The organism is Micromonospora sp. DT68 (assembly GCF_049847245.1).
Lineage (GTDB): Bacteria > Actinomycetota > Actinomycetes > Mycobacteriales > Micromonosporaceae > Micromonospora > Micromonospora profundi.
In genome coordinates this window covers 391,442-412,611 of sequence record NZ_JBNCNZ010000001.1, presented here as the reverse complement: position 1 = coordinate 412,611, position 21,170 = coordinate 391,442, and the positions used below count along the sequence as shown (strand labels likewise).

Annotated in this window: 22 protein-coding genes; 8 read left to right on the top strand and 14 right to left on the bottom strand. The window is 71.6% G+C overall.

Going from position 1 to position 21,170, the window contains the following annotated elements:
• Positions 1–86: 86 nt before the first annotated feature.
• Positions 87–914: a hypothetical protein gene (locus ACPXB1_RS02035; RefSeq protein ID WP_355596824.1), complete on the bottom strand. Its 828-nt coding sequence runs from the start codon at positions 912–914 to the stop codon at positions 87–89.
• 54 nt (positions 915–968) lie between these two features.
• On the opposite strand from ACPXB1_RS02035, the gene ACPXB1_RS02030 reads away from it, so the two are divergent.
• Positions 969–2,123 (top strand): DNA recombination protein RmuC, encoded by a 1,155-nt coding sequence (locus ACPXB1_RS02030; RefSeq protein WP_355629399.1) that lies wholly within the window; start codon positions 969–971, stop codon positions 2,121–2,123.
• Positions 2,124–2,140: 17 nt separating this feature from the next.
• On the opposite strand, the gene ACPXB1_RS02025 is transcribed toward ACPXB1_RS02030, so the two are convergent.
• Together ACPXB1_RS02025 and ACPXB1_RS02020 are read right to left on the bottom strand one after the other, a co-directional pair.
• Positions 2,141–2,551: a hypothetical protein gene (locus tag ACPXB1_RS02025; RefSeq protein ID WP_355596822.1), complete on the bottom strand. Its 411-nt coding sequence runs from the start codon at positions 2,549–2,551 to the stop codon at positions 2,141–2,143.
• A 58-nt stretch (positions 2,552–2,609) separates the two neighbouring features.
• The gene (locus tag ACPXB1_RS02020; RefSeq protein ID WP_355596820.1) at positions 2,610–3,599 is read right to left on the bottom strand and encodes a 4-hydroxy-3-methylbut-2-enyl diphosphate reductase; all 990 of its coding nucleotides are present in this window, start codon (positions 3,597–3,599) and stop codon (positions 2,610–2,612) included.
• Between the two features lie 123 nt (positions 3,600–3,722).
• Between ACPXB1_RS02020 and xseA the strand changes: the two genes are divergently transcribed.
• A complete protein-coding gene (gene xseA / locus ACPXB1_RS02015) occupies positions 3,723–4,946 on the top strand; it encodes an exodeoxyribonuclease VII large subunit (protein ID WP_355596819.1) in 1,224 nt (407 codons plus the stop codon).
• A 79-nt stretch (positions 4,947–5,025) separates the two neighbouring features.
• Positions 5,026–5,247: an exodeoxyribonuclease VII small subunit gene (locus ACPXB1_RS02010; RefSeq protein ID WP_053655421.1), complete on the top strand. Its 222-nt coding sequence runs from the start codon at positions 5,026–5,028 to the stop codon at positions 5,245–5,247.
• A gap of 63 nt (positions 5,248–5,310) precedes the next feature.
• Here ACPXB1_RS02010 and ACPXB1_RS02005 read toward each other — a convergent pair whose 3' ends face one another.
• Together ACPXB1_RS02005 and ACPXB1_RS02000 are read right to left on the bottom strand one after the other, a co-directional pair.
• The gene (locus ACPXB1_RS02005) at positions 5,311–6,159 is read right to left on the bottom strand and encodes a hypothetical protein (RefSeq protein WP_355596817.1); all 849 of its coding nucleotides are present in this window, start codon (positions 6,157–6,159) and stop codon (positions 5,311–5,313) included.
• A 181-nt stretch (positions 6,160–6,340) separates the two neighbouring features.
• Positions 6,341–7,099, bottom strand: coding sequence for a DUF4245 domain-containing protein (locus ACPXB1_RS02000; RefSeq protein ID WP_355629405.1), 759 nt, complete (start codon positions 7,097–7,099; stop codon positions 6,341–6,343).
• A gap of 158 nt (positions 7,100–7,257) precedes the next feature.
• Between ACPXB1_RS02000 and glpX the strand changes: the two genes are divergently transcribed.
• Both glpX and ACPXB1_RS01990 read left to right on the top strand, forming a co-directional pair.
• The gene (glpX, locus tag ACPXB1_RS01995) at positions 7,258–8,289 is read left to right on the top strand and encodes a class II fructose-bisphosphatase (RefSeq protein WP_355596813.1); all 1,032 of its coding nucleotides are present in this window, start codon (positions 7,258–7,260) and stop codon (positions 8,287–8,289) included.
• Positions 8,286–9,257: a DMT family transporter gene (locus ACPXB1_RS01990; protein WP_425734713.1), complete on the top strand. Its 972-nt coding sequence runs from the start codon at positions 8,286–8,288 to the stop codon at positions 9,255–9,257. Before glpX ends, ACPXB1_RS01990 begins: the two co-directional genes overlap by 4 nt.
• Positions 9,258–9,278: 21 nt before the next feature.
• Here ACPXB1_RS01990 and ACPXB1_RS01985 read toward each other — a convergent pair whose 3' ends face one another.
• The 7 genes from ACPXB1_RS01985 to ACPXB1_RS01955 all read right to left on the bottom strand — a co-directional run bounded on the left by ACPXB1_RS01985 (position 9,279) and on the right by ACPXB1_RS01955 (position 16,335).
• Positions 9,279–10,895 (bottom strand): hypothetical protein, encoded by a 1,617-nt coding sequence (locus ACPXB1_RS01985; protein WP_355596811.1) that lies wholly within the window; start codon positions 10,893–10,895, stop codon positions 9,279–9,281.
• Between the two features lie 65 nt (positions 10,896–10,960).
• Positions 10,961–11,929 carry an NAD(P)/FAD-dependent oxidoreductase gene (locus ACPXB1_RS01980; protein ID WP_355596923.1) on the bottom strand — a complete coding sequence of 323 codons (969 nt, stop codon included), beginning with the start codon at positions 11,927–11,929 and terminating at the stop codon, positions 10,961–10,963.
• A gap of 105 nt (positions 11,930–12,034) precedes the next feature.
• Complete coding sequence (locus tag ACPXB1_RS01975) at positions 12,035–12,688, bottom strand: rhomboid family intramembrane serine protease (RefSeq protein WP_355596809.1); 654 nt, start codon at positions 12,686–12,688, stop codon at positions 12,035–12,037.
• A 114-nt stretch (positions 12,689–12,802) separates the two neighbouring features.
• On the bottom strand, positions 12,803–13,492 hold the full coding sequence (locus ACPXB1_RS01970; protein ID WP_355629407.1) for a lytic transglycosylase domain-containing protein: 690 nt from the start codon (positions 13,490–13,492) through the stop codon (positions 12,803–12,805).
• Between the two features lie 276 nt (positions 13,493–13,768).
• Positions 13,769–15,184, bottom strand: coding sequence for a PhoH family protein (locus tag ACPXB1_RS01965; protein ID WP_355596805.1), 1,416 nt, complete (start codon positions 15,182–15,184; stop codon positions 13,769–13,771).
• 421 nt (positions 15,185–15,605) lie between these two features.
• Complete coding sequence (locus ACPXB1_RS01960; protein ID WP_355596803.1) at positions 15,606–15,959, bottom strand: hypothetical protein; 354 nt, start codon at positions 15,957–15,959, stop codon at positions 15,606–15,608.
• Positions 15,960–15,990: 31 nt separating this feature from the next.
• On the bottom strand, positions 15,991–16,335 hold the full coding sequence (locus ACPXB1_RS01955; protein WP_053655423.1) for a hypothetical protein: 345 nt from the start codon (positions 16,333–16,335) through the stop codon (positions 15,991–15,993).
• A 264-nt stretch (positions 16,336–16,599) separates the two neighbouring features.
• On the opposite strand from ACPXB1_RS01955, the gene ACPXB1_RS01950 reads away from it, so the two are divergent.
• From ACPXB1_RS01950 to otsB, 3 genes are all read left to right on the top strand, one after another.
• Positions 16,600–17,043 carry an XRE family transcriptional regulator gene (locus tag ACPXB1_RS01950; protein WP_355596801.1) on the top strand — a complete coding sequence of 148 codons (444 nt, stop codon included), beginning with the start codon at positions 16,600–16,602 and terminating at the stop codon, positions 17,041–17,043.
• Positions 17,044–17,205: 162 nt separating this feature from the next.
• Positions 17,206–17,559, top strand: coding sequence for a hypothetical protein (locus tag ACPXB1_RS01945; protein WP_355633144.1), 354 nt, complete (start codon positions 17,206–17,208; stop codon positions 17,557–17,559).
• A gap of 68 nt (positions 17,560–17,627) precedes the next feature.
• A complete protein-coding gene (gene otsB / locus ACPXB1_RS01940) occupies positions 17,628–18,452 on the top strand; it encodes a trehalose-phosphatase (protein WP_355596797.1) in 825 nt (274 codons plus the stop codon).
• Between the two features lie 20 nt (positions 18,453–18,472).
• Here the strand turns inward: otsB and ACPXB1_RS01935 are convergent, their stop codons facing one another.
• A complete protein-coding gene (locus tag ACPXB1_RS01935; protein WP_355596795.1) occupies positions 18,473–19,243 on the bottom strand; it encodes an isoprenyl transferase in 771 nt (256 codons plus the stop codon).
• A gap of 31 nt (positions 19,244–19,274) precedes the next feature.
• Positions 19,275–20,417, bottom strand: a complete 1,143-nt coding sequence (locus ACPXB1_RS01930; RefSeq protein WP_425734712.1) for an NAD(P)/FAD-dependent oxidoreductase — start codon at positions 20,415–20,417, stop codon at positions 19,275–19,277.
• Positions 20,418–21,170: the final 753 nt, after the last annotated feature.

The window sequence follows — 21,170 nt, the reverse complement described above, 5'->3', positions numbered from 1 at the left end:
GATCATGGAGTTGTGGTGCCGCACAAAAGCCCCTTGCGGGTGCTGACCGGCCACCACAACTCCATGATCGACGCTGCCGTCCGGGCTCACCAGTCTCCGCCGCCGAAATCGCCGCCGCCGAAGTCACCGAAGCCGCCGCCGCCGAAATCGCCGCCGCCGAAGTCACCGCCTGCGTAGTCGCCGCCGCCGAAGTCACCGCCCTGGTCGCCGCCGCCGAAGTCGCCGCCCTGGTCGCCGCCGCCGAAGTCCTGGTCGCCGCCGTCCATGCCCTGGTCGGCACCGGCCGCGTCGGCGCCGTACCCCGGGTCGGCGAAGGCCGGCGAGAACAACGCGTCGGCGATCAGGATGCCGCCGAGCACACCCGCGCCTGCACCCAGCGCGGTCTTCCACCACGGCGTCGAGTACCAGCCAGCCGGCACCGGCCGGCCCTGGTAACGGCCGCCGGGGTAGTAGTAGGGCGTGCCCCGGCCGGGCTGCGGGCCGGCCCGGAACGTCTGGCCCTGCACCTGCACCTCACGCTCCTTGGTGAGCTGCCCGACGCCCCGGGCTGCGGCCAGCGCCGGCAGCTCCGGGCCGGGGTCGATCCCCAGCGCGGTCCGCGCCGCCCGGATGTAGGCGAGCCCTTCCAGCGCCGTCTCCCGGGCCAGCGCGAACTGGTGCGGCGTACGCGCCTGCTCCAGCTGCGAACCCGCCGCGTTGTACCGCTCACCCGCGTCGGAGAGCGCCTGACGGACCGCCGGCTCGTCGCCCTGGAGGGTCAACAGCTGCCCACCGAGGCGCTCGTACCAGCGTTGCGCCTCCGCGCGGGCATCGCCCAGCTCGGTACGCCGACGGGCGGTGGACTGGGCACGACCGAGCGCCACGGCGCCCAGCCCCCCGATCAGCACGATGGCGAGGCACAACACAAGTTCCATGTCATCGAACGTACCCCCGAGTGTCACGTCGTAGACGTCTGGCAAGCTCCGGTGATGGACGTCTCGACGCTGCTCGTGGTGATCGTGTGCCTCGGCACCGGCGGCGCGGTGGGCTGGCTCGCGGCCCGGTCCCGCTCGGCTGCCGACATCGCCCGGCTGGATGCCACCCTCACCGCGACCCGCGACGGCGAGGGGCGGCTTGAGCAGTCCATGCGGGCGTTGAGCTACGAGGCCACCGCGCAGTCGCAGGAGGCGGTGGCCCGTGCCGTCGCACCGCTGCACGAGACCCTGCGCCGCTACGAGCAGCGGGTCGCCGAGCTGGAACACGACAGGGTCGACGCGTACGCCGAGCTGCGCGAGCAGGTGCGATCGATGACCGCCGTCTCCGGTGAGCTGCGCACCGAGACCAAGCAGCTGGTTGCCGCGCTGCGTGCGCCGCAGGTGCGGGGCCGCTGGGGCGAGCACCAGTTGCGCCGGATCGTCGAGGCCGCCGGCATGCTTGAGCACTGCGACTTCTCCGAGCAGGTCACCGCCGCCACCGACGACCACGTCGTCCGCCCGGATCTGGTGGTACGGCTGCACGGCGGCCGGTCCGTGGTGGTGGACGCCAAGGCGCCGTTCGACGCGTACCTCACGGCTATGGAAGCCCGTGACGAGCGCGGCCGGGACACCCACCTCGACGCGCACGCACGGCACCTGCGGGGGCACGTCGACGCGCTGGCCGCCAAGTCGTACTGGTCGGCGTTCGACAGCTCCCCCGAGTTCGTGGTGCTGTTCGTGCCCGCCGACCCGTTCCTCGACGTCGCACTCCAACGTGACCCGACGCTGCTGGAGCACGCCTTCGCCCGCAACGTCGTACTCGCCACGCCGGCGACCCTTGTCGCGCTGCTCCGCACCGTGGCCTACTCATGGCGGCAGGAGGCGCTGGCCCGCAACGCGCTGGCGGTGCACACCCTCGCCCGGGAGCTGTACGGCAGGCTCTCCACCCTCGGCGATCACGTGGGCAAGCTCGGGTCGTCGCTTGCCGGGGCGGTGACGGCGTACAACAGGGCTGTCGGCTCGCTGGAGGCCCGGGTGCTGGTCAGCGCCCGCAAGCTCGCCGAGCTTGGCGTCTCGGACGAGGAGCTGGCTGCCCCGACGCAGGTCGAGCTGACGCCCCGCCAGCCGCAGGCGCCCGAACTGCTCGACGGCGTCGAGCGCGACCGCTGATCCGGCGCCGCTGCCGGTCACCCCTTGCGGGCGCCCTCCACGACGAACGGGGTGCCCTGCTGGCAGGTGGTCATCATGCCCGCCTCCACCCGGCCGGTGACAGTGACCCGCGACCCTGCGGCCAGCACGTCCCGGGGGCCGCCGATCAGCAGGTACCCGTCGAGCAACAGGCAGTTCGGCTCCACCCCGGCGGTGACGGTGCCGGTGAGTTCGGTGGCGCCGACCGGCGGTGGGAGGCTGGGGCCACCAGGTGGCTTGGGCGTCTCCGTCGCAGTCGACGGGTCAGGTCCGGTAGGCGGCAGCGCGGTGGGCTGCTCGGTCGCCGTCGTGGGTGCACCGGGACCGGCGGGTTCGTCGGTCGGCGCACCGCAGGCAGTCAGCGCCGCGCAGACGACCAGGGCGGGGACGATGAGCCGAAGGATCCTCATGCCGACTTCGACGCACCGGGACGCCCCGGCGTTCCCACAGTGATCGCCGAAACGACGCTCAGCCGCGCGCGGCTGCGGCGGCCTTCATGTCCCGCTTCAACTCCTGCGGCAGCGAGAAGGTAAGCCGCTCGTTTGCGGTGGTGATCTCCTCGACGTCGGCGAACCCACGCTCGGCAAGGTACGCGAGCACGTCCTGGACCAGATCGTCCGGAACGCTCGCGCCGGAGGTCACGCCCACGGTGCGGGCGTCGACAAGCCAGGCGTCGTCGATCTCGTGGGCGAAGTCCACAAGGTGACCGGCGCGGGCACCGGCGTCCAGGGCCACCTCGACCAGCCGGACCGAGTTGGAGGAGTTCGTCGAGCCGACGACGATCACCACGTCGCACTCGGGGGCGATCTCCTTGACGACGTGCTGCCGGTTGCTGGTGGCGTAGCAGATGTCGTCGCTGGGCGGGGACTGCAACAGCGGCAGCCGCTGCTTGAGCCGGGCGACCGTCTCCAGCGTCTCGTCCACCGAGAGCGTGGTCTGGGAGAGCCAGACGACCTTCGCCGGATCGCGCACGGTGATCTTGTCGGCGTCGTCGGGGCCGTCCACCAGTTGGATGTGGGCGGGAGCCTCACCGGCGGTGCCGATGACCTCCTCGTGGCCCTCGTGGCCGATCAGGAGGATGTCGTAGTCCTCGGCGGCGAACCGCTTCGCCTCGTGGTGCACCTTCGTGACAAGCGGGCAGGTCGCGTCGATCGCCTTCAGCGAGCGCGCCCTGGCCTGCTCGTAGACCTCGGGGGCCACACCGTGCGCGGAGAAGATGACTGTGGCGCCCTCGGGCACCTCCTCGTTCTCCTCCACGAAGATCGCACCCTGGGCCTCCAGGGTCTGAACGACATGCTTGTTGTGCACGATCTGCTTGCGGACGTAGATCGGGGCGCCGTAGAGCTTCAGCGCCTCCTCGACTGTCTGCACCGCGCGGTCGACGCCCGCGCAGTAGCCGCGGGGCTTGGCCAGGAGCACGCGCTTGCCGGTCCGGGAAGTCGCTTCAGCCTGAGTCACCCACTCATCCTACCCACCACCACTCCCACCTCACCTGACGCGCGTTGATCATGACGTTGCTGCTGCGACAGGCCGAGCGGGCACGCGCCGAGGGCTGACGGGGGTGGGCCTTAGGGTGGGCCTGTGAGTGATTCCGCGCGGGTGGGGGCCAGCACCGCCGAGGAGCCGTGGCCGGTTCGGGTGGTCAGCCAGAAGGTCGGGGCGTGGATCGCCAAGCTCGGCTGGGTCTGGGTGGACGGGCAGGTGGCACAGATCAGCCGCCGGCCGGGCGCCACCACGGTCTTCCTCACCCTGCGGGACCCGTCGGCCGACCTGAGCCTCACCGTCACCACCAATCGGGACGTACTGGACGCCGGCGCACCCGAGCTGCGCGAGGGCGCCCGCGTGGTGCTGCATGCCAAACCGGAGTTCTACGCCGCCCGGGGCACGTTGAGCCTGCGGGCCGACGAGATCCGGCAGGTGGGCCTCGGCGAGCTGCTGGCCCGGCTGGAGAAGCTCAAGAAACTGCTCGCCGCCGAAGGGCTGTTCGACAGGGCCCGCAAGCGCCGGCTGCCGTTCCTGCCCGGCCGCATCGGGCTGATCACCGGCCGCGCCTCGGCCGCCGAACGGGACGTGCTGACGAACGCCCGGCGACGCTGGCCGGCCGTGGAGTTCCGGACGGTGAACGTGGCGGTGCAGGGCCCGTCCGCCGTTCCGCAGATCATCGACGCGCTCAAGGTGCTGGACGCCGACCCGAGCATCGACGTCATCATCATCGCCCGGGGTGGTGGCGGCATCGAGGACCTGCTGCCCTTCTCCGACGAGGCGCTCTGCCGCGCGGTGTTCGGCTGCCGTACCCCGGTGGTCAGCGCGATCGGCCACGAGACGGACGCGCCGCTCATCGACTACGTCGCCGACCTGCGGGCCTCCACCCCCACCGACGCGGCCAAGCGGGTGGTCCCCGACCTCACCGAGGAGGTACGCCTCATCGGCCAGGCACGGCACCGCCTCCAACGGGCGGTCCGCAACCTGGTCGACCGCGAGACCCACCGCCTGGACAGCCTGCGCTCCCGGCCGGTGCTGGCCCGGCCGCAGGTGATGGTGGAGCACCGCGCGACCGAGCTGGCCGCGCTGCGCCAACGGGCCGGCCGCTGCCTCGACCACCGGCTCACCGGCGCCGAAGCCGAGCTGCGGCACACACTGGCCCGCCTCCGCGCGCTCTCCCCCGCCGCCACCCTCGACCGGGGGTACGCGATAGTGCAGCGCGCCGACGGCCACGTGGTCCGTGCGGCAACCGAGGTCGGCAAGGGCGACCCCCTGCGGGTACGCCTTGCCGACGGCGAGCTGGCCGCGACAGTGGACGGCTGACCGACGACTGCGCGAAAGCAGCGACAGGGCGGCGGTGGCGACACGCTGACCGCGGGAGAGGTGTGCTGAGATGGACGCGATGACTGACGACACGAAGGCCGGGCCGGACGAGCGGCTCAGCTACGAGCAGGCGCGGGCCGAGCTGGCCTCCGTGGTCGAGCGGCTGGAGGCCGGCGGCACGTCCCTGGAGGAGTCGCTGGCGCTCTGGGAGCGCGGCGAGGCGCTGGCGGTGATCTGCCAGCGCTGGCTGGACGGCGCCCGGGCGCGCATCGAGGCCGCACGCCAGGAACCCGCCTCCTGAGAGCGCTCCTGAACGCGCCAGGATCCGCCGGTGGGGCGACCGGAGCCGCCCCACCCGCGTACGTCAGTTGAACAGGCTGTAGAGCTCGGCCGGCGCCTCGACGACCTGGTCCGCCGGCGGCTTCTGCGCGGCCGTGGCGGCACCGTAGTCCGAGTACGTCATCTTGATCTCCTGGGCGGCGGTCTGACCGGCGGCCGGGAGTTGCAGCACCAGCTCGCTGAGCCGGCCCTGCGGGTCCACCTTCGCGGTGAACGGGACGGTCTTCGCCTGGGTGCCAAGCGCGGCGATCGTGGCGGCGTTGAGCGAGCCGGCCTCGGCCGCCTTTGTGATGTCGATGGTGCCGGCGTACGTGCCGGTGCCGGTGCTGCGTACCTCGGTGATGCCCTGGGTCAGCACCGCGCTGCCGGCCGGGTCGACCTTGTCGAAGTCGAAGCCGAGGTTCTTGTTGCCCTTGATGCGGGCTTGGTCCAGGTGCTGGTACTTGCCGAGGTTGAGCTGCTTGATGGCGGGCAGGCTGTCGGCGGCGGGGCCGGTCAGCTCCAGCTTGACCCAGCTGTCCGGCTTGGCGTGGATCACGTCGAGCTTCATGGCCAGGTCAGAAGACGGGCCGCCGATGGCGAACTTCAACGCCGCGCTCTGGCTCGGCTGGTGCACCTGCCCCTCGGCCGTGGAGCCGGCGCCGGAGAGGGTGAACCGGAAGTTGCCGTTGCTGATCTCCTTGGTGGAGTCGAGCAGTGCCTGTTTGGCGTCGCCGGCCACGGGGGCGCCGGACGCGCTGGGCGTGCCGGACGCGCTCACCGTCGGGGTGGCTGTCGATCCGGCGGTGCCTGTCGTTCCGCCGGCGCAGGCGGCCAGGGCGGGCGTGAACAGAGCGGCGGCTACCAGGCCGGCACTGAGTCGTCGAACAGTCATGTGTGTCTCCCAAGGGGGTCACCCGACGACCTGGTCGGCGCCGGAAACCGGGCGACGCGGCAGCACCGTCGGCCGCGCCGCGCGACCCGGGCCGAGCATCGCGCCCGGGTCACTCCCTCTTTGTTCCCTGCCGATGGGTCGGACAATCACCCTTCTACGGGGTGTATCGATGTCGGCCCGATCAGCGCAGCGCTCCGGCCAGTTCGCGCAGCTCGTTGTCCCGGGCATCGCCGACGATGAGCACCGTTCGGGTCGGCTCCAGCAAGACCAGCGCCTGCTGGTTTCCCCTGGCGGTGTAGCGCTGCCAGGTGCGCCCGGCCAGCTCCGTCTGGCCCTGTGGCTGGCTCTCGGCGGTCAGTTCGGCGGGAAGCAGCTGTTCCGCCGGCAGGCTGCTCTGCAACAGCTGCACGCCCCGCCCCTCCGGCGTCAGGTAGCCGAGTCGCAGGTTCGCGCCGCCCTCGACGGTCTGGTAGCGGGCGCTAACCGTCCGCCAGTCGGAGCCGAGCCCCTGCGGCTGGCTCACCGGGAAGGAGTTCGCCGACTGGGCCTGCTCGATCGCCGGGGCGGGGTCGATCTCGGTGGCCTGGTCGCCACCGAGGAAGCCCCTGTAGAACGCCAGCAGCAGCGCGATCGGGATCAGCAGCACAAGCAGTGAGATCGCCATGTCCTTCGGCGACCGCTCGGACTTCGCGGCCGTCGCCCTCGGTGGCGGCGTGGGCCGCCCGCCCGCGCCAGCACCGCCGCCGGCTCCGGGCGGGGTCGGCCGGTCCACCGGAGGTTGCTCCGCCGTCTCCGAGGCGACCAGGGCAGGCTCCCCGGCGGCCGGCGTCGCCGGCCCAGTCGCGCCGGGCACCGTACCGGCAGGGGGGCCGGCCGGCGGCTGGCCGTCGGGCGGCGTGCGGTCAGCGGGTACGCGATCGGCTGGCTGTGCGGGTTCCACCTCCCCATCATCGCAGCCGCTCGACCGGCGGTATCCGGCCCATCACCGCCCCGCGCCGACCGCGGGTCGGCCATCGTGTGAGGATCAGCGACAAAGCCGACGGTGGGGCCGCCCTTTCGTCGGCTGTCCCCGCACCGTCGCGAGGAGGAGCACCCGTCATGACGAACACCAGGACGCGGATCCCACAGGATCTCGACCGTAACCTTGCCCTCGACCTGGTAAGGGTCACTGAGGCAGCGGCGATGGCCGCTGGCCGTTGGGTCGGCCGGGGCGACAAGGAGGGCGGCGACGGAGCCGCCGTCGACGCCATGCGCAAGCTGATCAACTCCATCCAGATGCGTGGCGTCGTGGTGATCGGCGAGGGCGAGAAGGACAACGCCCCGATGCTCTTCAACGGTGAACACGTCGGCGACGGCACCGGCCCGGAGGTGGACGTCGCGGTCGACCCTGTCGACGGCACCACCCTCATGAGCAAGGGCATGCCGAACGCGGTGGCGGTGCTCGCCGTGTCCGAGCGGGGTGCGATGTTCGACCCGAGTGCCGTCTTCTACATGGAGAAGCTCGCCGTCGGCCCCGCGTACGCCGATGTGGTGGACATCAACGCCGGGGTGGCCGAGAACCTGCGCCGGATCGCCAAGGTCAAGGGCACCGACGTGTCGGAGGTGACGGTCTGCGTGCTGGACCGTAGCCGCCACGACGACCTGGTCACGCAGATCCGCCGGGCCGGGGCCGGCATCCGGTTCATCTCCGACGGCGACATCGCCGGCTCCATCGCGGCGGCCCGGGGCGAGTCGGACGTCGACGTGCTGATGGGCATCGGCGGCACCCCGGAGGGCATCATCTCGGCCTGCGCACTGAAGTGCATGGGTGGCGCCATGCAGGCCAAGCTGTGGCCGCGCGACGACGAGGAGCGCGAGAAGGCGCTCGCCGCCGGGCACGACCTGGACCGGGTGCTGGGCACCGACGACCTGGTCACGGGCGACAACTGCTTCTTCGTGGCGACGGGTGTCACCTCCGGCGACCTGCTGCGCGGGGTGCGCTACCGGGCGGGTGGCGCGTACACCCAGTCGATAGTGATGCGATCGAAGAGCGGCACGATCCGGGTGATCGACTCGTACCACCGTCTGGAGAAGCTGGCCCTGTACTCCGCTGTCGACTTCGACGGTCGTCCGCTCGCCGAACAGGAGTGACAGTTACCGCCACGGCGACGCCGCAGGCCCTGTCCGCCACCCGCCGGATCACCGGCGTCGCGCTGGCGTCGGTCTCCGGGGTCGCGGTGGCGGCGCAGTCCAAGATCAACGGCGAGTTGGGCGTACGCCTGGCCGACGGGTTCGCCGCCGCGCTGGTCTCGTTCGGGCTGGGTCTGCTGGTGCTGCTTGTGCTGGTGCCCGCCACCCCGGCCGGGCGGCGAGGGCTTGTCGCGCTGCGGTCCGCCCTGCGGACCGGTGTGCTGCGGCCGTGGCAGTGCCTCGGCGGCACGTGCGGGGCTTTCCTGGTTGCCACCCAGGGGCTCACCATCGGCAGGTTGGGTGTGGCGGTCTTCACCGTGGCGGTGGTCGCCGGCCAGTCCGGCAGCAGCCTCGCCGTGGACCGGGCGGGGATCGGGCCGATGGGTCGCCAGCCGGTCACCCGGCAGCGGCTGGCTGGCGCGGTGCTGACAGTGCTCGCGGTGGTCCTGGCGGTCGGCGACCGTCTGAACGATCCGGGCTCGCTGGCACTGGCGCTGCTGCCCATGCTGGCCGGGGTGGGCGTCGCCTGGCAGCAGGCAGCCAACGGCCGGGTCCGGGCGGCGACCGGCAACGCGTTGACCGCCACGCTCGTCAATTTCACAGTCGGCACTGTCGCACTGCTCGTCGCGTTCTCGATCGACCTGGCCGGACGCGGCCGGCCGGCCGGCCACCTGCCGAGCGAGCCGTGGCTCTACCTGGGCGGCCCGATCGGCGTCGTGTTCATCGCGATCGCCGCCGCCGTCGTGCGGTTCACGGGTGTGCTGCTGCTCGGCCTGGCCACCATCGCCGGCCAGGTCGTCAGCGCGCTCCTGCTGGACCTGGTGCTGCCCACCACGGCGTCGCACGCAGGCGTGACCACCCTGTTGGGAGCCGCGCTGACCCTGGTGGCCGTGCTTGTCGCCGCGCTCGCGCCGCAGGCCCGCCGCTGACCCGGTCCGCGCGCCGAGCGCTCAGCGGGGTGGCAGCCCCGCCGGGTAGGGCGGGTCAGGCACCGTCGGCGGGCGCACCGGGTGCCGACGCTCGTACGCGCGGGTCGCGTCGACCAGGCGGGCGTTCCGGACGGCCAGCCACAGGCCCGGCACCGCGGCCAGCAGGGCAAGCGTCACAGCGGCCCGGGTCCGCGCCGGCGTGCCGTACAGCCAGCCGATCAGCGGCAGCCCGGCGAGCAGCACGGTGAGCAGGAAAGTGCTCAGCGTCCTCCTGGTCCATCGGGGCGTTGCGCCCTGGTAGCGGGGTCGCACGAGCAGGGCTGTCGTGGCCAGGAAGCCCAGGGGCACGATGATGAACAGCAGCGCCATGAACGTGTCGGTGTCGTCGTCGCGGCCCCAGACCACCGTCAGCAAGGTCCCCGCGAGCAGCACCGACAGGCCGCCGGTGAACCCCCACCAGCCGGGACCCCGGCCGCGGCGGATCGCCAGGTGGCCGGCGAGCACGGTGACCATGGAGCCGAGGGTCAGCGCGAGCGCGACGGCGAGCAGCAGGTCCAGCTGACGTTGAGCGGGTCCGCCGCTCCCCAACGCGGGGGGAGCGCCCCGCGCACCGATGTACGCGTCGCCGAGGAAGCCGACACGCCGCCACCCGCCGTCCGACCAGCGATGTACGAAGCCGTCCCGGCCGTTGGCGACGAGCACCTCATGACCACCGCTGCCCGCGGGGTAGACGATCAGGTCGCGGGAGGCGAAGTGCCTTTCCACGTCGCCCGGACTCCAGGACCGCCGGGCCAAGTCCTCCCGTTGGGCGTCCGACACCTCCCAGGCCACATGCCAGGTCGTGCCGCCGTCGTCGCTTTGCTCCACCCGAAGGTGCCCGGCGACCGCCCGGTAGCACCGTCGGGGGTCGGCCGGCACGCACGCCTGCCGCTGGCCGGCGCTCTGGCTGGACAGTCGCCGTTGCTCGTCGAGGTCGACTTCTCGCCAGGTGGCACCTAGGTCGTCGCTGACCGACCAACGGCCGTCCGTCGCGCTCGTCGGCCACGGGGTGAGATCGGTACCGGAGCCGACCGAGACCGCCGGGTGGCCGTCGACAAGTGCCGTGCTGATCGCGTACGGGTAGTGGACAGCGCTCGTCGCCGCCACCGCCAACACCGCCGGCGGCAGCACCACCAGCAGCCGGACCAGCCGGGCGGTCCGTTGACGCACCGGCCGGCGAAGGGACCGCTTCCAGCTCCACCCGGCCAGCCCGAGCGCCGGCAGGGCGAGCAGGTCGGTCGGGTCGGCGCGGACCAGCGAGGGTCCGGCAAGCACGGTCCAAGCCGACGAGGCCAGCTCGGCGGCGTACCCGCTGGATTTGACGACCGCGAACCCGGCACCGACCGCGACCAGGCCGACCAGCGCGGCGATCCGGGCCGGCAACCGCGGCACCACGACGGTCAGCAGCACCGCGACCAGCGGTGGTGCGAGCACCAGGCCGGCGACGTCGCTCAACTTGCCGGTCAGCAGGCCCGGAAAGGCCTGCTTCAGCACATGGTCGTTGACGACCAGGACGAGCAGGGCTAGCAGGGTGCTGGGGTGGCAGAGCCACGCCAGTGTCGTCGGTGCGCCATCGCGCGGTGTATCGGTCCCCGTCATCCCCTCAGGGTCCGGTCGACCCGTCTCGATCCGCACACGGACCGGTCAGGGTCCGGTACCGACGGTCAGCCGGCGTCGGAGGAGTGCCCGGGGAACAGGTGTGCGCTGGGATCGATTGCCACCGCCGCGTTGTTCACGGCCGTGGCGGCCTCGCCGAACCCGGTGGCGATGAGCCGGACCTTGCCCGGATATTCGGTGATGTCACCGGCCGCGAAGACCCGGGGCAGGTTCGTCGCCATCGCGCTGTCGACAAGGATGTGCCGGCGGTCCAGGCGCAGGCCCCACTCGGCGAGCGGGCCCAGGTCGGCCGTGAAACCGAGGGCGGCGACCACGGTGTCCACCGGCAGCGTCTCGGCGGCGCCACCGCGCACTGTCACCTCCGCACCGGTCACGGTGCCCTCGCCGAGCAGCCGGGTGACCTCGGCGTTGACCACCACCCGTACCGGCAGCGACAGCACCCGGGCGACAGTCGAGGCGTGCGCCCGGAACTTCTCCCGCCTGTGCACGAGCGTCACCGAGCGGGCAAGCGGTTGCAGTGCCAACGCCCAGTCGAAGGCGGAGTCCCCGCCGCCGACGATCAGCACGTCCCGGTCGGTCAGCTCGGTCGGGTCGGTCACGAAGTAGACGATCCCGGTGCCGGGCGCGCCGTCGGCGCAGGGCAACGGTCGTGGGCTGAAGCTGCCCAGCCCGCCGGTGATCACGACCGCACCGCAGGCGAGCTGGTCGCCGCCGGCGAGGCCGAGCACCGGCCGGCCGTCGGCGTAGGAGAGCTTCTCGGCCCGGGTGCCGAGCAGGTACCGCGGGCCGAACGGGGCCGCCTGGGCGACCAGATTGGACACCAGGTCGCGGCCCTTGATTGAGGGAAACCCGGCCACGTCGAGGATCAGCTTCTCCGGGTACATGGCGCTGACCTGGCCGCCCGGCTCCGGCAGCGCGTCGATCACCGCCACCGACAAACCACGGAAACCGGCGTAGTACGCGGCGAAGAGCCCGGACGGGCCGGCCCCGATCACGGCAACATCGACCTCGTGCATGGCGTACCGTCGCTTTCCGCTCACGGATCAACGCGTGCTGATCACGACGGTAAGCGGGTGGCAGCGGTCGGGCAAGCACGTCCCAGAGGCGCGCCGACGAGCAGGTCAGGGCAGGCTGAGGGTGGACCCCGAATAGTCCGGCCCGTCCACTGTCGGACGGCGGCGGCGGAACAGGATCGCCGCCACGACGCCACCGAGCAGCCCGAACAGGTGCCCCTGCCAGGAGATCCGCTCGTCGGTGGGGAGGATGCCGACCAACTGCCACCCGTAGAGCAGGCCGACAAGCAGGAAGACGGCGAAGTTCCACCAGCTGCGCTCGACGATGCCCCGGGTGAGCAGGATGCCCAGGTAGCCGAAGATCACCCCGCTGGCGCCGACCACCACCGAATTGGGCGAGCCGGTGAACCACACGCCGAGCCCGCTCACCAGGATGATGATCAGAGTCGACCAGAGGAACCGGCGGGCCCCGGCGGCCAGCACGAAGGTGCCGAGCAGGATCAGCGGGATGCTGTTGCTGTAGAGGTGGTCGAAGCCGTGGTGCAGAAACGGCGAGAAGAAGACCCCGTCGAGCCCGTCGATACGCTGCGGGATGATGCCGGCCGTGGCATCCAGGCCGAAGTCGAGGCCCTGGTCGACGGCCTCGATGAAGAAGAGGAACGGGACCACCGCGCACATCGCGACGAAGGCCCGACCGAGCGCAGCGTAGAACGCCTCGGTGCCGAATCGGAACGGGTCGCCGCTTGACGGGTGCAGGGTCACCCCCCAACTGCTATCAGCAAAAAGGGCCGACCGCCACTCACGTCCCGTCCGAGCAGTCAGGTGTACGACGACGGCGGGGCGGATGGTCGCCCACCCGCCCCGCCGTGGAGATCGTCAGTACGTGTTGTTGTTCTGGAAGTACGTCCAGGCACCGCAGGGCGTCTTGTACCTGCCCTTGATGTAGCCAAGCCCCCACTTGATCTGCGTGGCGGGGTTTGTCTGCCAGTCGGCGCCGGCGGAGCCCATCTTGCTGCCCGGGTACGCCTGGGGGATGCCGTACGCGCCGGACGAGGAGTTGCGGGCCTTGTGGTTCCAGCCGCTCTCCTTGGTCCAGAGCTTCTCCAGGCAGGGGAACTCGGAGATGCCGAAGCCCGCGTCGATCATCATCGCGCAGCCGATCTTGCGGTTGCCGCTGTACTCGGCGCAGGATGCCGGGATCGGCCCGTCGTACGGCTTGGCGGCCTGCGTGGCAGCCTTCTCGGCGGCCTTCCGCTCGGCCTTGCGGGCGGCTGCGGCTGCCTCGGCCTTGCGGGCCCGCTCGGCGGCCTCCTTGGCGGCCTGCTCGGCCCGCAGCTTGGCCTGGTATTCGGCGGCCCGCTGCTTGGCGAACGCGACCTGGTGGGTGGCCTGCCGTTCACGCTGGTAGGCGAGGTCCGCCCGGTCTACCTCAAGGCCGACCTGAGCGGTCAGGCCCTGTTGCTGAGTTTCCCGGTCTTCGCCCAGGTAGAAGCCACCGGCAACGCCCACGGAGAGCAGCGCGACAGCAGCCGTACGGGCGCCCAACCGGCTCCACAGCCGACTCACGAAGTGGTCCCTTCGTCGGGGGCAAGGACACGGCGCGACGCCGGGCCACAGGGGCCGTCAGCCGTGCCGCGAGCGCCCCGACCGGTGTGCCGGTCGCGCCGACGCACCGATCGTCACCGACGTTGCCCATCCCTGGACAACGATCACCAGCGATCCCAGTGGTGCGTGGGCGCTCGTTGGACACCATCGCGCACAGTGAGGCTGATGGGAAACCAACAAGCCGCTTTGTGATCTGCGCCACAAATAAAATATGGACGAAGCCCTACAAACCACCCATCAAAGCGGGATGTCCTCCAGAAGATCCGTCACCATCGCGGCAATCGGCGAGCGCTCCGAACGGCTGAGCGTGACATGGGCGAAGAGGGGATGGCCCTTCAGCGCCTCGATGACGGCAGTCACACCGTCGTGACGGCCGACCCGCAGATTGTCCCGCTGCGCCACGTCGTGGGTGAGCACCACCCGCGAGCCCTGCCCGATCCGGGACAGCACTGTCAGCAGCACCCCGCGCTCAAGCGACTGGGCCTCGTCGACGATCACGAAGGCGTCGTGCAGGCTGCGCCCCCGGATGTGGGTCAGCGGCAGCACCTCGAGAATGCCGCGCGAGGTGACCTCCTCCAGCACGTTCTCGTGCACCACAGCGCCGAGCGTGTCGAAGACCGCCTGCGCCCACGGCGACATCTTCTCCGACTCCGACCCCGGCAGGTAGCCCAACTCCTGGCCACCCACGGCGTACAGCGGACGGAACACGATCACCTTCTTGTGCCGGCGGCGCTCCATGACCGCCTCCAGCCCGGCGCAGAGCGCCAACGCCGACTTGCCGGTGCCGGCCCGACCGCCGAGCGAGACGATCCCGATCGCCTCGTCGAGCAGCAGGTCGAGAGCGACGCGCTGCTCTGCCGAGCGGCCGTGCAGACCGAACGCCTCCCGGTCGCCCCGCACCAGCCGGACAGACTTGTCCGGCAGCACCCGGCCGAGCGCGGAGCCGCGCGTCGAGTGCAGCACCAGGCCGGTGTGGCAGGGCAGTCCGGCGGCCTCGTCGACGTCGAGCGTCTCCCCGGCGTACAGCGAGGAGATCTGCTCCTCACTCAGGTCCAGCTCGGACATGCCGGTCCAGGTCGGGTCGCTGGCCTGGCCGTGCCGGTACTCGTCGGCCCGCAGGCCCACCGAGGCGGCCTTGACCCGCAGCGGCATGTCCTTGCTGACGAGCGTGACGTCCCGGCCCTCGGCGGCGAGGTTGAGCGCCACGGAGAGGATGCGGGCGTCGTTGCTCTCGGTACGGAAGCCCGGCGGCAGCACCCCGTCGTCGGTGTGGTTCAGCTCCACCCGCAGCGTGCCGCCGGCGTCGTTGGCGGGCACCGGCGTGTCCAGCCGGCCGTGCCGGATCCGCAGCTCGTCGAGCATCCGCAGCGACTGCCTGGCGAACCAGCCCAGCTCCGGATGGTGCCGCTTGCCCTCCAACTCGGTGATGACCACCAGCGGCAGCACCACCTCGTGCTCGGCGAACCGGTGGAACGCCGCGGGATCGGACAGCAGCACGGACGTGTCCAGAACGAACGCCTGCCCGGCTGGTCGCGGCTCCTCGGGCTCGACCGGCGCGACGGCCGGCGCACGGCGGCTCCGGGTGGCGCGGCGGGTCGTGGCAGTCGCGGCCGGGGTCTGGTCGGCACCGGCGGTGATACGGCGAGTCGTCACAGGCCTGCTCCGACGGATGGGCACCCGCCACCCGCGTTCCGCCTCGTCCGGTGCCCGGGGACACGGGGTCGGATGCGGAACCCCGTGTGCGAGGTCGCAGATCCGGGCGGACCGGCTGGCCCGGGAGAACCCCGCGCCATGCCTAGACGCTAGCGGCGGCGGCCCGTCCCGGCTAGTGCCGTGATCGTGGATCTCCGGAGACAGCCGTGTGAACGACTGCGCCGCCGGGTCGACACCACGTGCCGGCGGCGGGGCGCGGCGAGCCGGCCGGGATGCATGCCCCCTGCGCGCATCCCGGCCGGCGGGGCCACCGTCACCGGTCTGACGTGACCCCCGACGGTGCGTGTCCGCCGCGGACGACGCACCGCGTTCGTGGCGCCGGTCGGCGGACCGCTCCCCCCGAAGCGGTCCGCCGACAGGCTCAACCGGTGCGTCGAACGAGCGTGCCGGTCGGGTGCCGCCCGGTGATCGGGGCGGCCGGCGCGGTGAACGACGAGCCGGTGTAGGTGGTGCCGGGGCGGGCCACGGTGCCGGAGCGTGCCACGGTGCCGGCGGAGCGGACGGCGCCCGCCGAGGAGACCGACAGGGCGGAGGCGATCGCCGCCTGGGCGTCACGCCGCCGTCGGTTCCAGGCACCCCTGTCGCCGTCGAAGTAGCCCTGCCGGTAACCGAAGCGGTAGCCGATGCGATAGCTCAGCTGCCCGTGCAGTCGACCAGCCGCATAGCTGGTGGCGGCGAGCACCAGGACGAGGAAGACCGCGAGGAAGGGGCTCATCGGGCGGCCCCGGCGCGGCCCGTACGCCGTTTCATCGTTCCTCCGGCTCGACCGCGGTCGGGTCCACGACGAGGAGCCGGTCCAGGTCGTCAGTACTGACCTCCTCGACCAGCTCGACGCTGATCCGGCAGCCGTCCAGCACGACCTCGGCCACAGAGGAACGGCGGATCTCCCCGCCGGCGTCGTAGACCCGGACGCTCAGCTCCGGGCAGCCGAGGTGGGTACGCCAGGCGTTCCACTCGGTGCGGTCGCTGACGCTCAGCGACAGGTATCGGCAGCCTCGGGCGAGGTAGAGGCGCCACGGGGCGCTCAGCCCTGCGGCCACCCCGTCGGCGATCAGCCCGAAGGCCTGGGCTCGGGTGGCGAGCTCGGTCACCACACCCCCCTGGCACCGGGGGCGTGACGCATGCGAGCACCAATCGTCTCATGCACGTGACACACCGTAGATTGTCCCATGGGCGTGACAGTATCAGCTTTTCGTCTGTTTACCTTCGCCACTACGGGCATCTATTCTGCCCGGGTGACACCCCTCAAGAGTGGCCCTGGATCGTTTACCGGAGATCCGAGGAGCCCGTCACGTCTGCGTGACAACAGCGTGCCTGGTCGCACGCCGGTTCCCGCTTGGCCGTACCGTCACGGGGTGACCGAGACGGCCAATGCGCGAAAGATCGCCTTCGCCACCTTCGTCCGGCGCGCCCTCGACGAGGCGCGAGCCACCCGGGCCTGGAGCGGCACCGAGGTGTCCCGACGTACCGGCGTCTCCCGGCAGACCATCAACAGGTGGGTCCGTGGCGACTGGGCCAGCGACCCCGAGGCCGAACGGGTGGTGGCCTTCTGCGAGGGCCTCGGGTTGAACCCCGCAGCCGCCTTCGCCGCGCTCGGTTGGGACCGCACCGCGAGCGGTCCACGGGCCAACCAGCCTGCCCCTCCGATGGACCCGGACGTGGAGGCTCTGTTGCGCCGGCTGATCGACCCCGACGTGTCGGACGCGGAGAAGTTCCACATCCGCGAAACCATCAGATACCTCGCGTATCGCCCGACGTTGCCGGTCGATGTCCGAAATAGAGGGAATCAAGCAGGCTAGTTCCTCAGATGGCGAAAGAACGCCTGGTCAGGTTCATTCGTTTCGCTCCGGGGCCGGAACGGGCACGCTAGCGTCCCTAGTCGTACTGCTTGGGCTCGTCGTCGGCGGGGGGACGGGACAAGGCCGAACCCAGCCCTGCGGGACAGAAGGAGGGGTCTGTCCATGACCCTGAAGTGGTTGGCAGTCGTGGTCGCCACGGTGTCGATGACACTGTGGGCGACCGGCAACGTGGTGACCCTCGTGGTCAGCGGCGGGCAGCTTCCGCTGCTCGTCAACCTCCTCGCGCTCATCAGCGCCGGCACGGCCGTCATCCTGGCCGTCATCGCGGAGCTGCACGAGCGCCTCAACAACCGGCTCAGCGCCCTCACCGAGTTCCTGGTGGCGCGGCTCAACGAGATCGAGACCCGCACCGGAGATCGCAACACCGGGTTCGTGGAGGGCTACCTGTTGAGCCACGGCCAGGACGCGACGGTGGTGCCGTTCGGCCGGCGCGGACGAGGAGCCGCCGAACGCTGACGGCACCCAGCCAGGCCGGGTGCGCTCGGCCAGGAATAGGCCCACATCGCCGGGGTACGCTGACGCGCGTGCCGCCGTTGAATCTGGGCAACCAGCAGCCGAAGACCCCGTTGAACGCCGACCAGGCCTGGCAGATCACCGCAGGCCGGGCCGCCGGAACGGTGCTCTTCTTCGACTTCGACGGGACACTCGCGCCCGTCGACGATGACCCGACCGCTGTGCGGCCCGCCCCCAAGGCGTTGGCCGCTATCGAGGCGTTGGCCCCGGTGGTCCGGCGGATCGCCATCGTCTCCGCGCGACCCGTCGACTTCCTCCGCGAGCGCCTCGGCGAGCTCAGCGGCGTCGACCTCTACGGCCTCTACGGCCTGGAGCACAGCCACTCCGGCGGCGAGACGGTCACCGAGCCGGCCGCCCTGCCGTGGGTGCCGACGATGGAGGAACTGGCCGACCTGGCCCGAGCGGAGCTACCCCCCGGCACGCTCGTCGAATACAAGCGGCTCTCCGTCGCTCTGCACTGGCGTACCGCGCCGCAGCTTGGCGCGACAGTGCAGGAGTGGGGGCAGGCGCAGGCCGACCGGCTGGGGCTGCGGGTGCAGGCCGGGCGGATGGTGCTGGAGCTCAAGCCGCCCGTCGACCGGGACAAGGGCATGGTGATCGGCGAGGTCGTCCAGGAAGCCACCGGCGCCTGGTACTTCGGCGACGACGTCTCCGACATCAAGGCGTTCGCAGCGCTGCGGGCCCGCGGCGAGGCGGACCCGGACTTCTTCGGTGTGTGCGTGGCAGTCGCCAACTCCGAAACCGGTCAGGAGGTGGCGAACGCTGCCGACCTGACAATCGAGTCTCCGGCCGCGCTTGGCGACTTCCTCACCCGGGCGCTCACCCACCTACCCTGAGCCGGCGCGGGCGCGCCCGCTCAGACGCCGTAGCGACGCTGACGGTTGGCGTACGAGCGCAGCGCCCGCAGGAAGTCGATGTGCCGGAAATCCGGCCAGTTGAGTTCGCAGAAGTAGAACTCCGAATGCGCCGACTGCCAGAGCATGAAACCGGACAGCCGCTGCTCGCCGCTGGTGCGGATGACCAGGTCGGGGTCGGGCTGGCCGCGGGTGTAGAGGTGCTCGGAGATGTGCTCGACGTCCAGCACCTCGGCCAGCTCTTCGAGGGTGCCACCGGACGCGGCGTGCTCCAGCAGCAGCGAACGGACCGCGTCGGTGATCTCCCGTCGCCCGCCGTAGCCCACCGCGATGTTGACCACGGCGCCATCACTGCGGTCCCGGGTGCGTTCCTCCGCGCCCTTGAGCGCCACAGCCGTCTGGGCGGGCAGCAGGTCCAGGGCACCGACGATGCGCAGCCGCCACGGATTGCCCTCCTCCGCCAACTCCACCACCAGGTCTTCGATGATCTGGAGCAGCGGGTCCAGCTCGCTTGCCGGACGACGGAGGTTGTCGGTGGCCAGCAGATAGAGGGTGACGTGCCCGATACCGGCCTGGTCACACCAGCCCAGAACGTGTTTGATCTTCGCGGCGCCGACGCGGTGCCCGTCGTTCGGGTCGACGAACCCCATCTCCCGCGCCCAGCGGCGGTTGCCGTCGCACATCACCCCGACGTGCCGTGGCACCGGTTTGCCCGCGAGCTTCGCCGTGAGCCGGCGCTCGTAGACGGAGTAGATAAGGTTCCGCAGCGTCATCACCTAGCAGCGTAGCGACCCGCCGGTCAGCTCACCGCCTCGGAGGCCGATCCCCGGCCGGCAATTCCATGCCGATCAAGCCCAGCGTACGGGCAGTGAGCCGACCGTCGCCGAGCCCCAACTCCACCACATCGTCGAAGACCTGGTCATCCCGGCGGGCCGCCCGGACCGCCGCGTCGACCACCCGTCGACGCCGGGCCAGCCAGGCCGCAACCGAACTGTGCCGCAGGTGGATGCCGAGACGACGGCGAAGCCCGTGGGCGTAGCGGCGGGCGGCGTTCTCGGGCTCACCGGCCGCCGCGGCACCGGCCAACGCCCCGGAGAGCAGCGCGTAGAAGATGCCCTCGCCGGTGAACGGGTTGATCAACGACAGCGCGTCCCCGGCCAGCAGGGTGCGGCCCCGCCCAGGCGCCGGCCGATGCGTGGACAGCGGCAGATGGTGTGCCCGCAGCGCGGTCACCGTCGACAGGTCGGTACCGGGCAGCAACGCGACCAGCCGATCCAGGAGGTAGCCGCGACTCAACGGCTCGCCACGCAGCACCTCCCCGTACCCGACGTTCGCCCGCCCGTCGCCGATCGGAAACGACCAGGCGTACGCCGGCCAGCGCGCCTTCGAGGTCACGATGAGCTGCTCGGGCGGGCCGGGCAGCGCCGGCGCGTACCCCCGGATAGCCAGCGCCAGGTGTCGATCCGGGTTGACCGGATGGCCGAGAGCCCGGCGCACCACCGACCCGGCGCCGTCCGCGCCCACCACCACCCGGCCGGAGATCTCCCCGTCGAGCACCACCCGGTCGGCACGCGCCTCGACCTGGCGGACCGTGTGCCGACGCAACTGCGCGCCGGCGGCCACCGCCGCGGCGACCAGCCGCGCGTCGAAAACCTCCCGGGGCACTGTGTACGCCGGCCGGGGCAGCGCCCGGGCAACCGATCCGCCGCCCGGGGCGACCATGCGTAGTGCGGGCAGCGGCGCGTAGCCGGCCACCGCTTCGGTGACCCCCAGCTCGACAAGCACGTCGACGGAGTGCGCGGCAATCCCGTCACCGCACGCCTTGTCGCGGGGGAAGTCAGACCGGTCCAGCAGCAGCACGCTGGCACCGGCCCGGCGTGCCGTCAACGCGGCGGCCGCACCGGCTGGCCCTGCCCCCACCACCACCACATCGAACTCGTCACCCACCACGCGCCCCCTCCCGCTCACACGGCACTGTCACCCGGCCCCCGCCCCGATCACCACTGCTGGGCTGCACGCCGCCACCCACCCACCCCAATTCAAAGCCGATCCCCCGTGACCGACACCACAGCCATCCTGCACCAGCCCACCGAAAACCAACCGCTCCAAAGGCCACCCGCCCCTCGCCCTCCACCCCCGCCCACCCACCCCGCTGGCCCACCCACCCCGCTGGCCCACACACCTAGCTCGCCCGTCCACCTCGCTGGCCCACCTGCCCACCCCGCTCGCCCACCCCTCGCCGTCCCACCGCGCTCGCCCACCCACATCCGCCCGGCCACCCCAACCCCGCCCCACACGTCGATCATGGAGTTGTGGTGCCTGTCGTATCCCGGTTAGCCACTTTCATCCCCCACCACAACTCCATGATCGACGCGGCGAGGCGGGCTAGACGGCCGAGCGAGGGCCGGACGGCCGAGCGGGGTCGTATCCAGCACGGCGGGACCGGGTCGCCCCGAGCGAGGGCGGGGCGCTAGGGCATGGCTGAGGCACGGACGGACTCGCTCCCGCGCGATCTTGCACTTTGGGTCGCCGATTTGCGCCTTTCATTGCCTTACGCACCGGCAGGAAGTGCAAGATCGCGGGCGAAGGCGAAGGCGAAGGCGGGAGGCGCGAGGTGGGCCGCGCGGGGGTGCGGGGGTGCGGGGGTGCGGGGGTGCGGGGGTGCGGGGGTGCGGGGGTGCGGGGGTGCGGGGGTGCGGG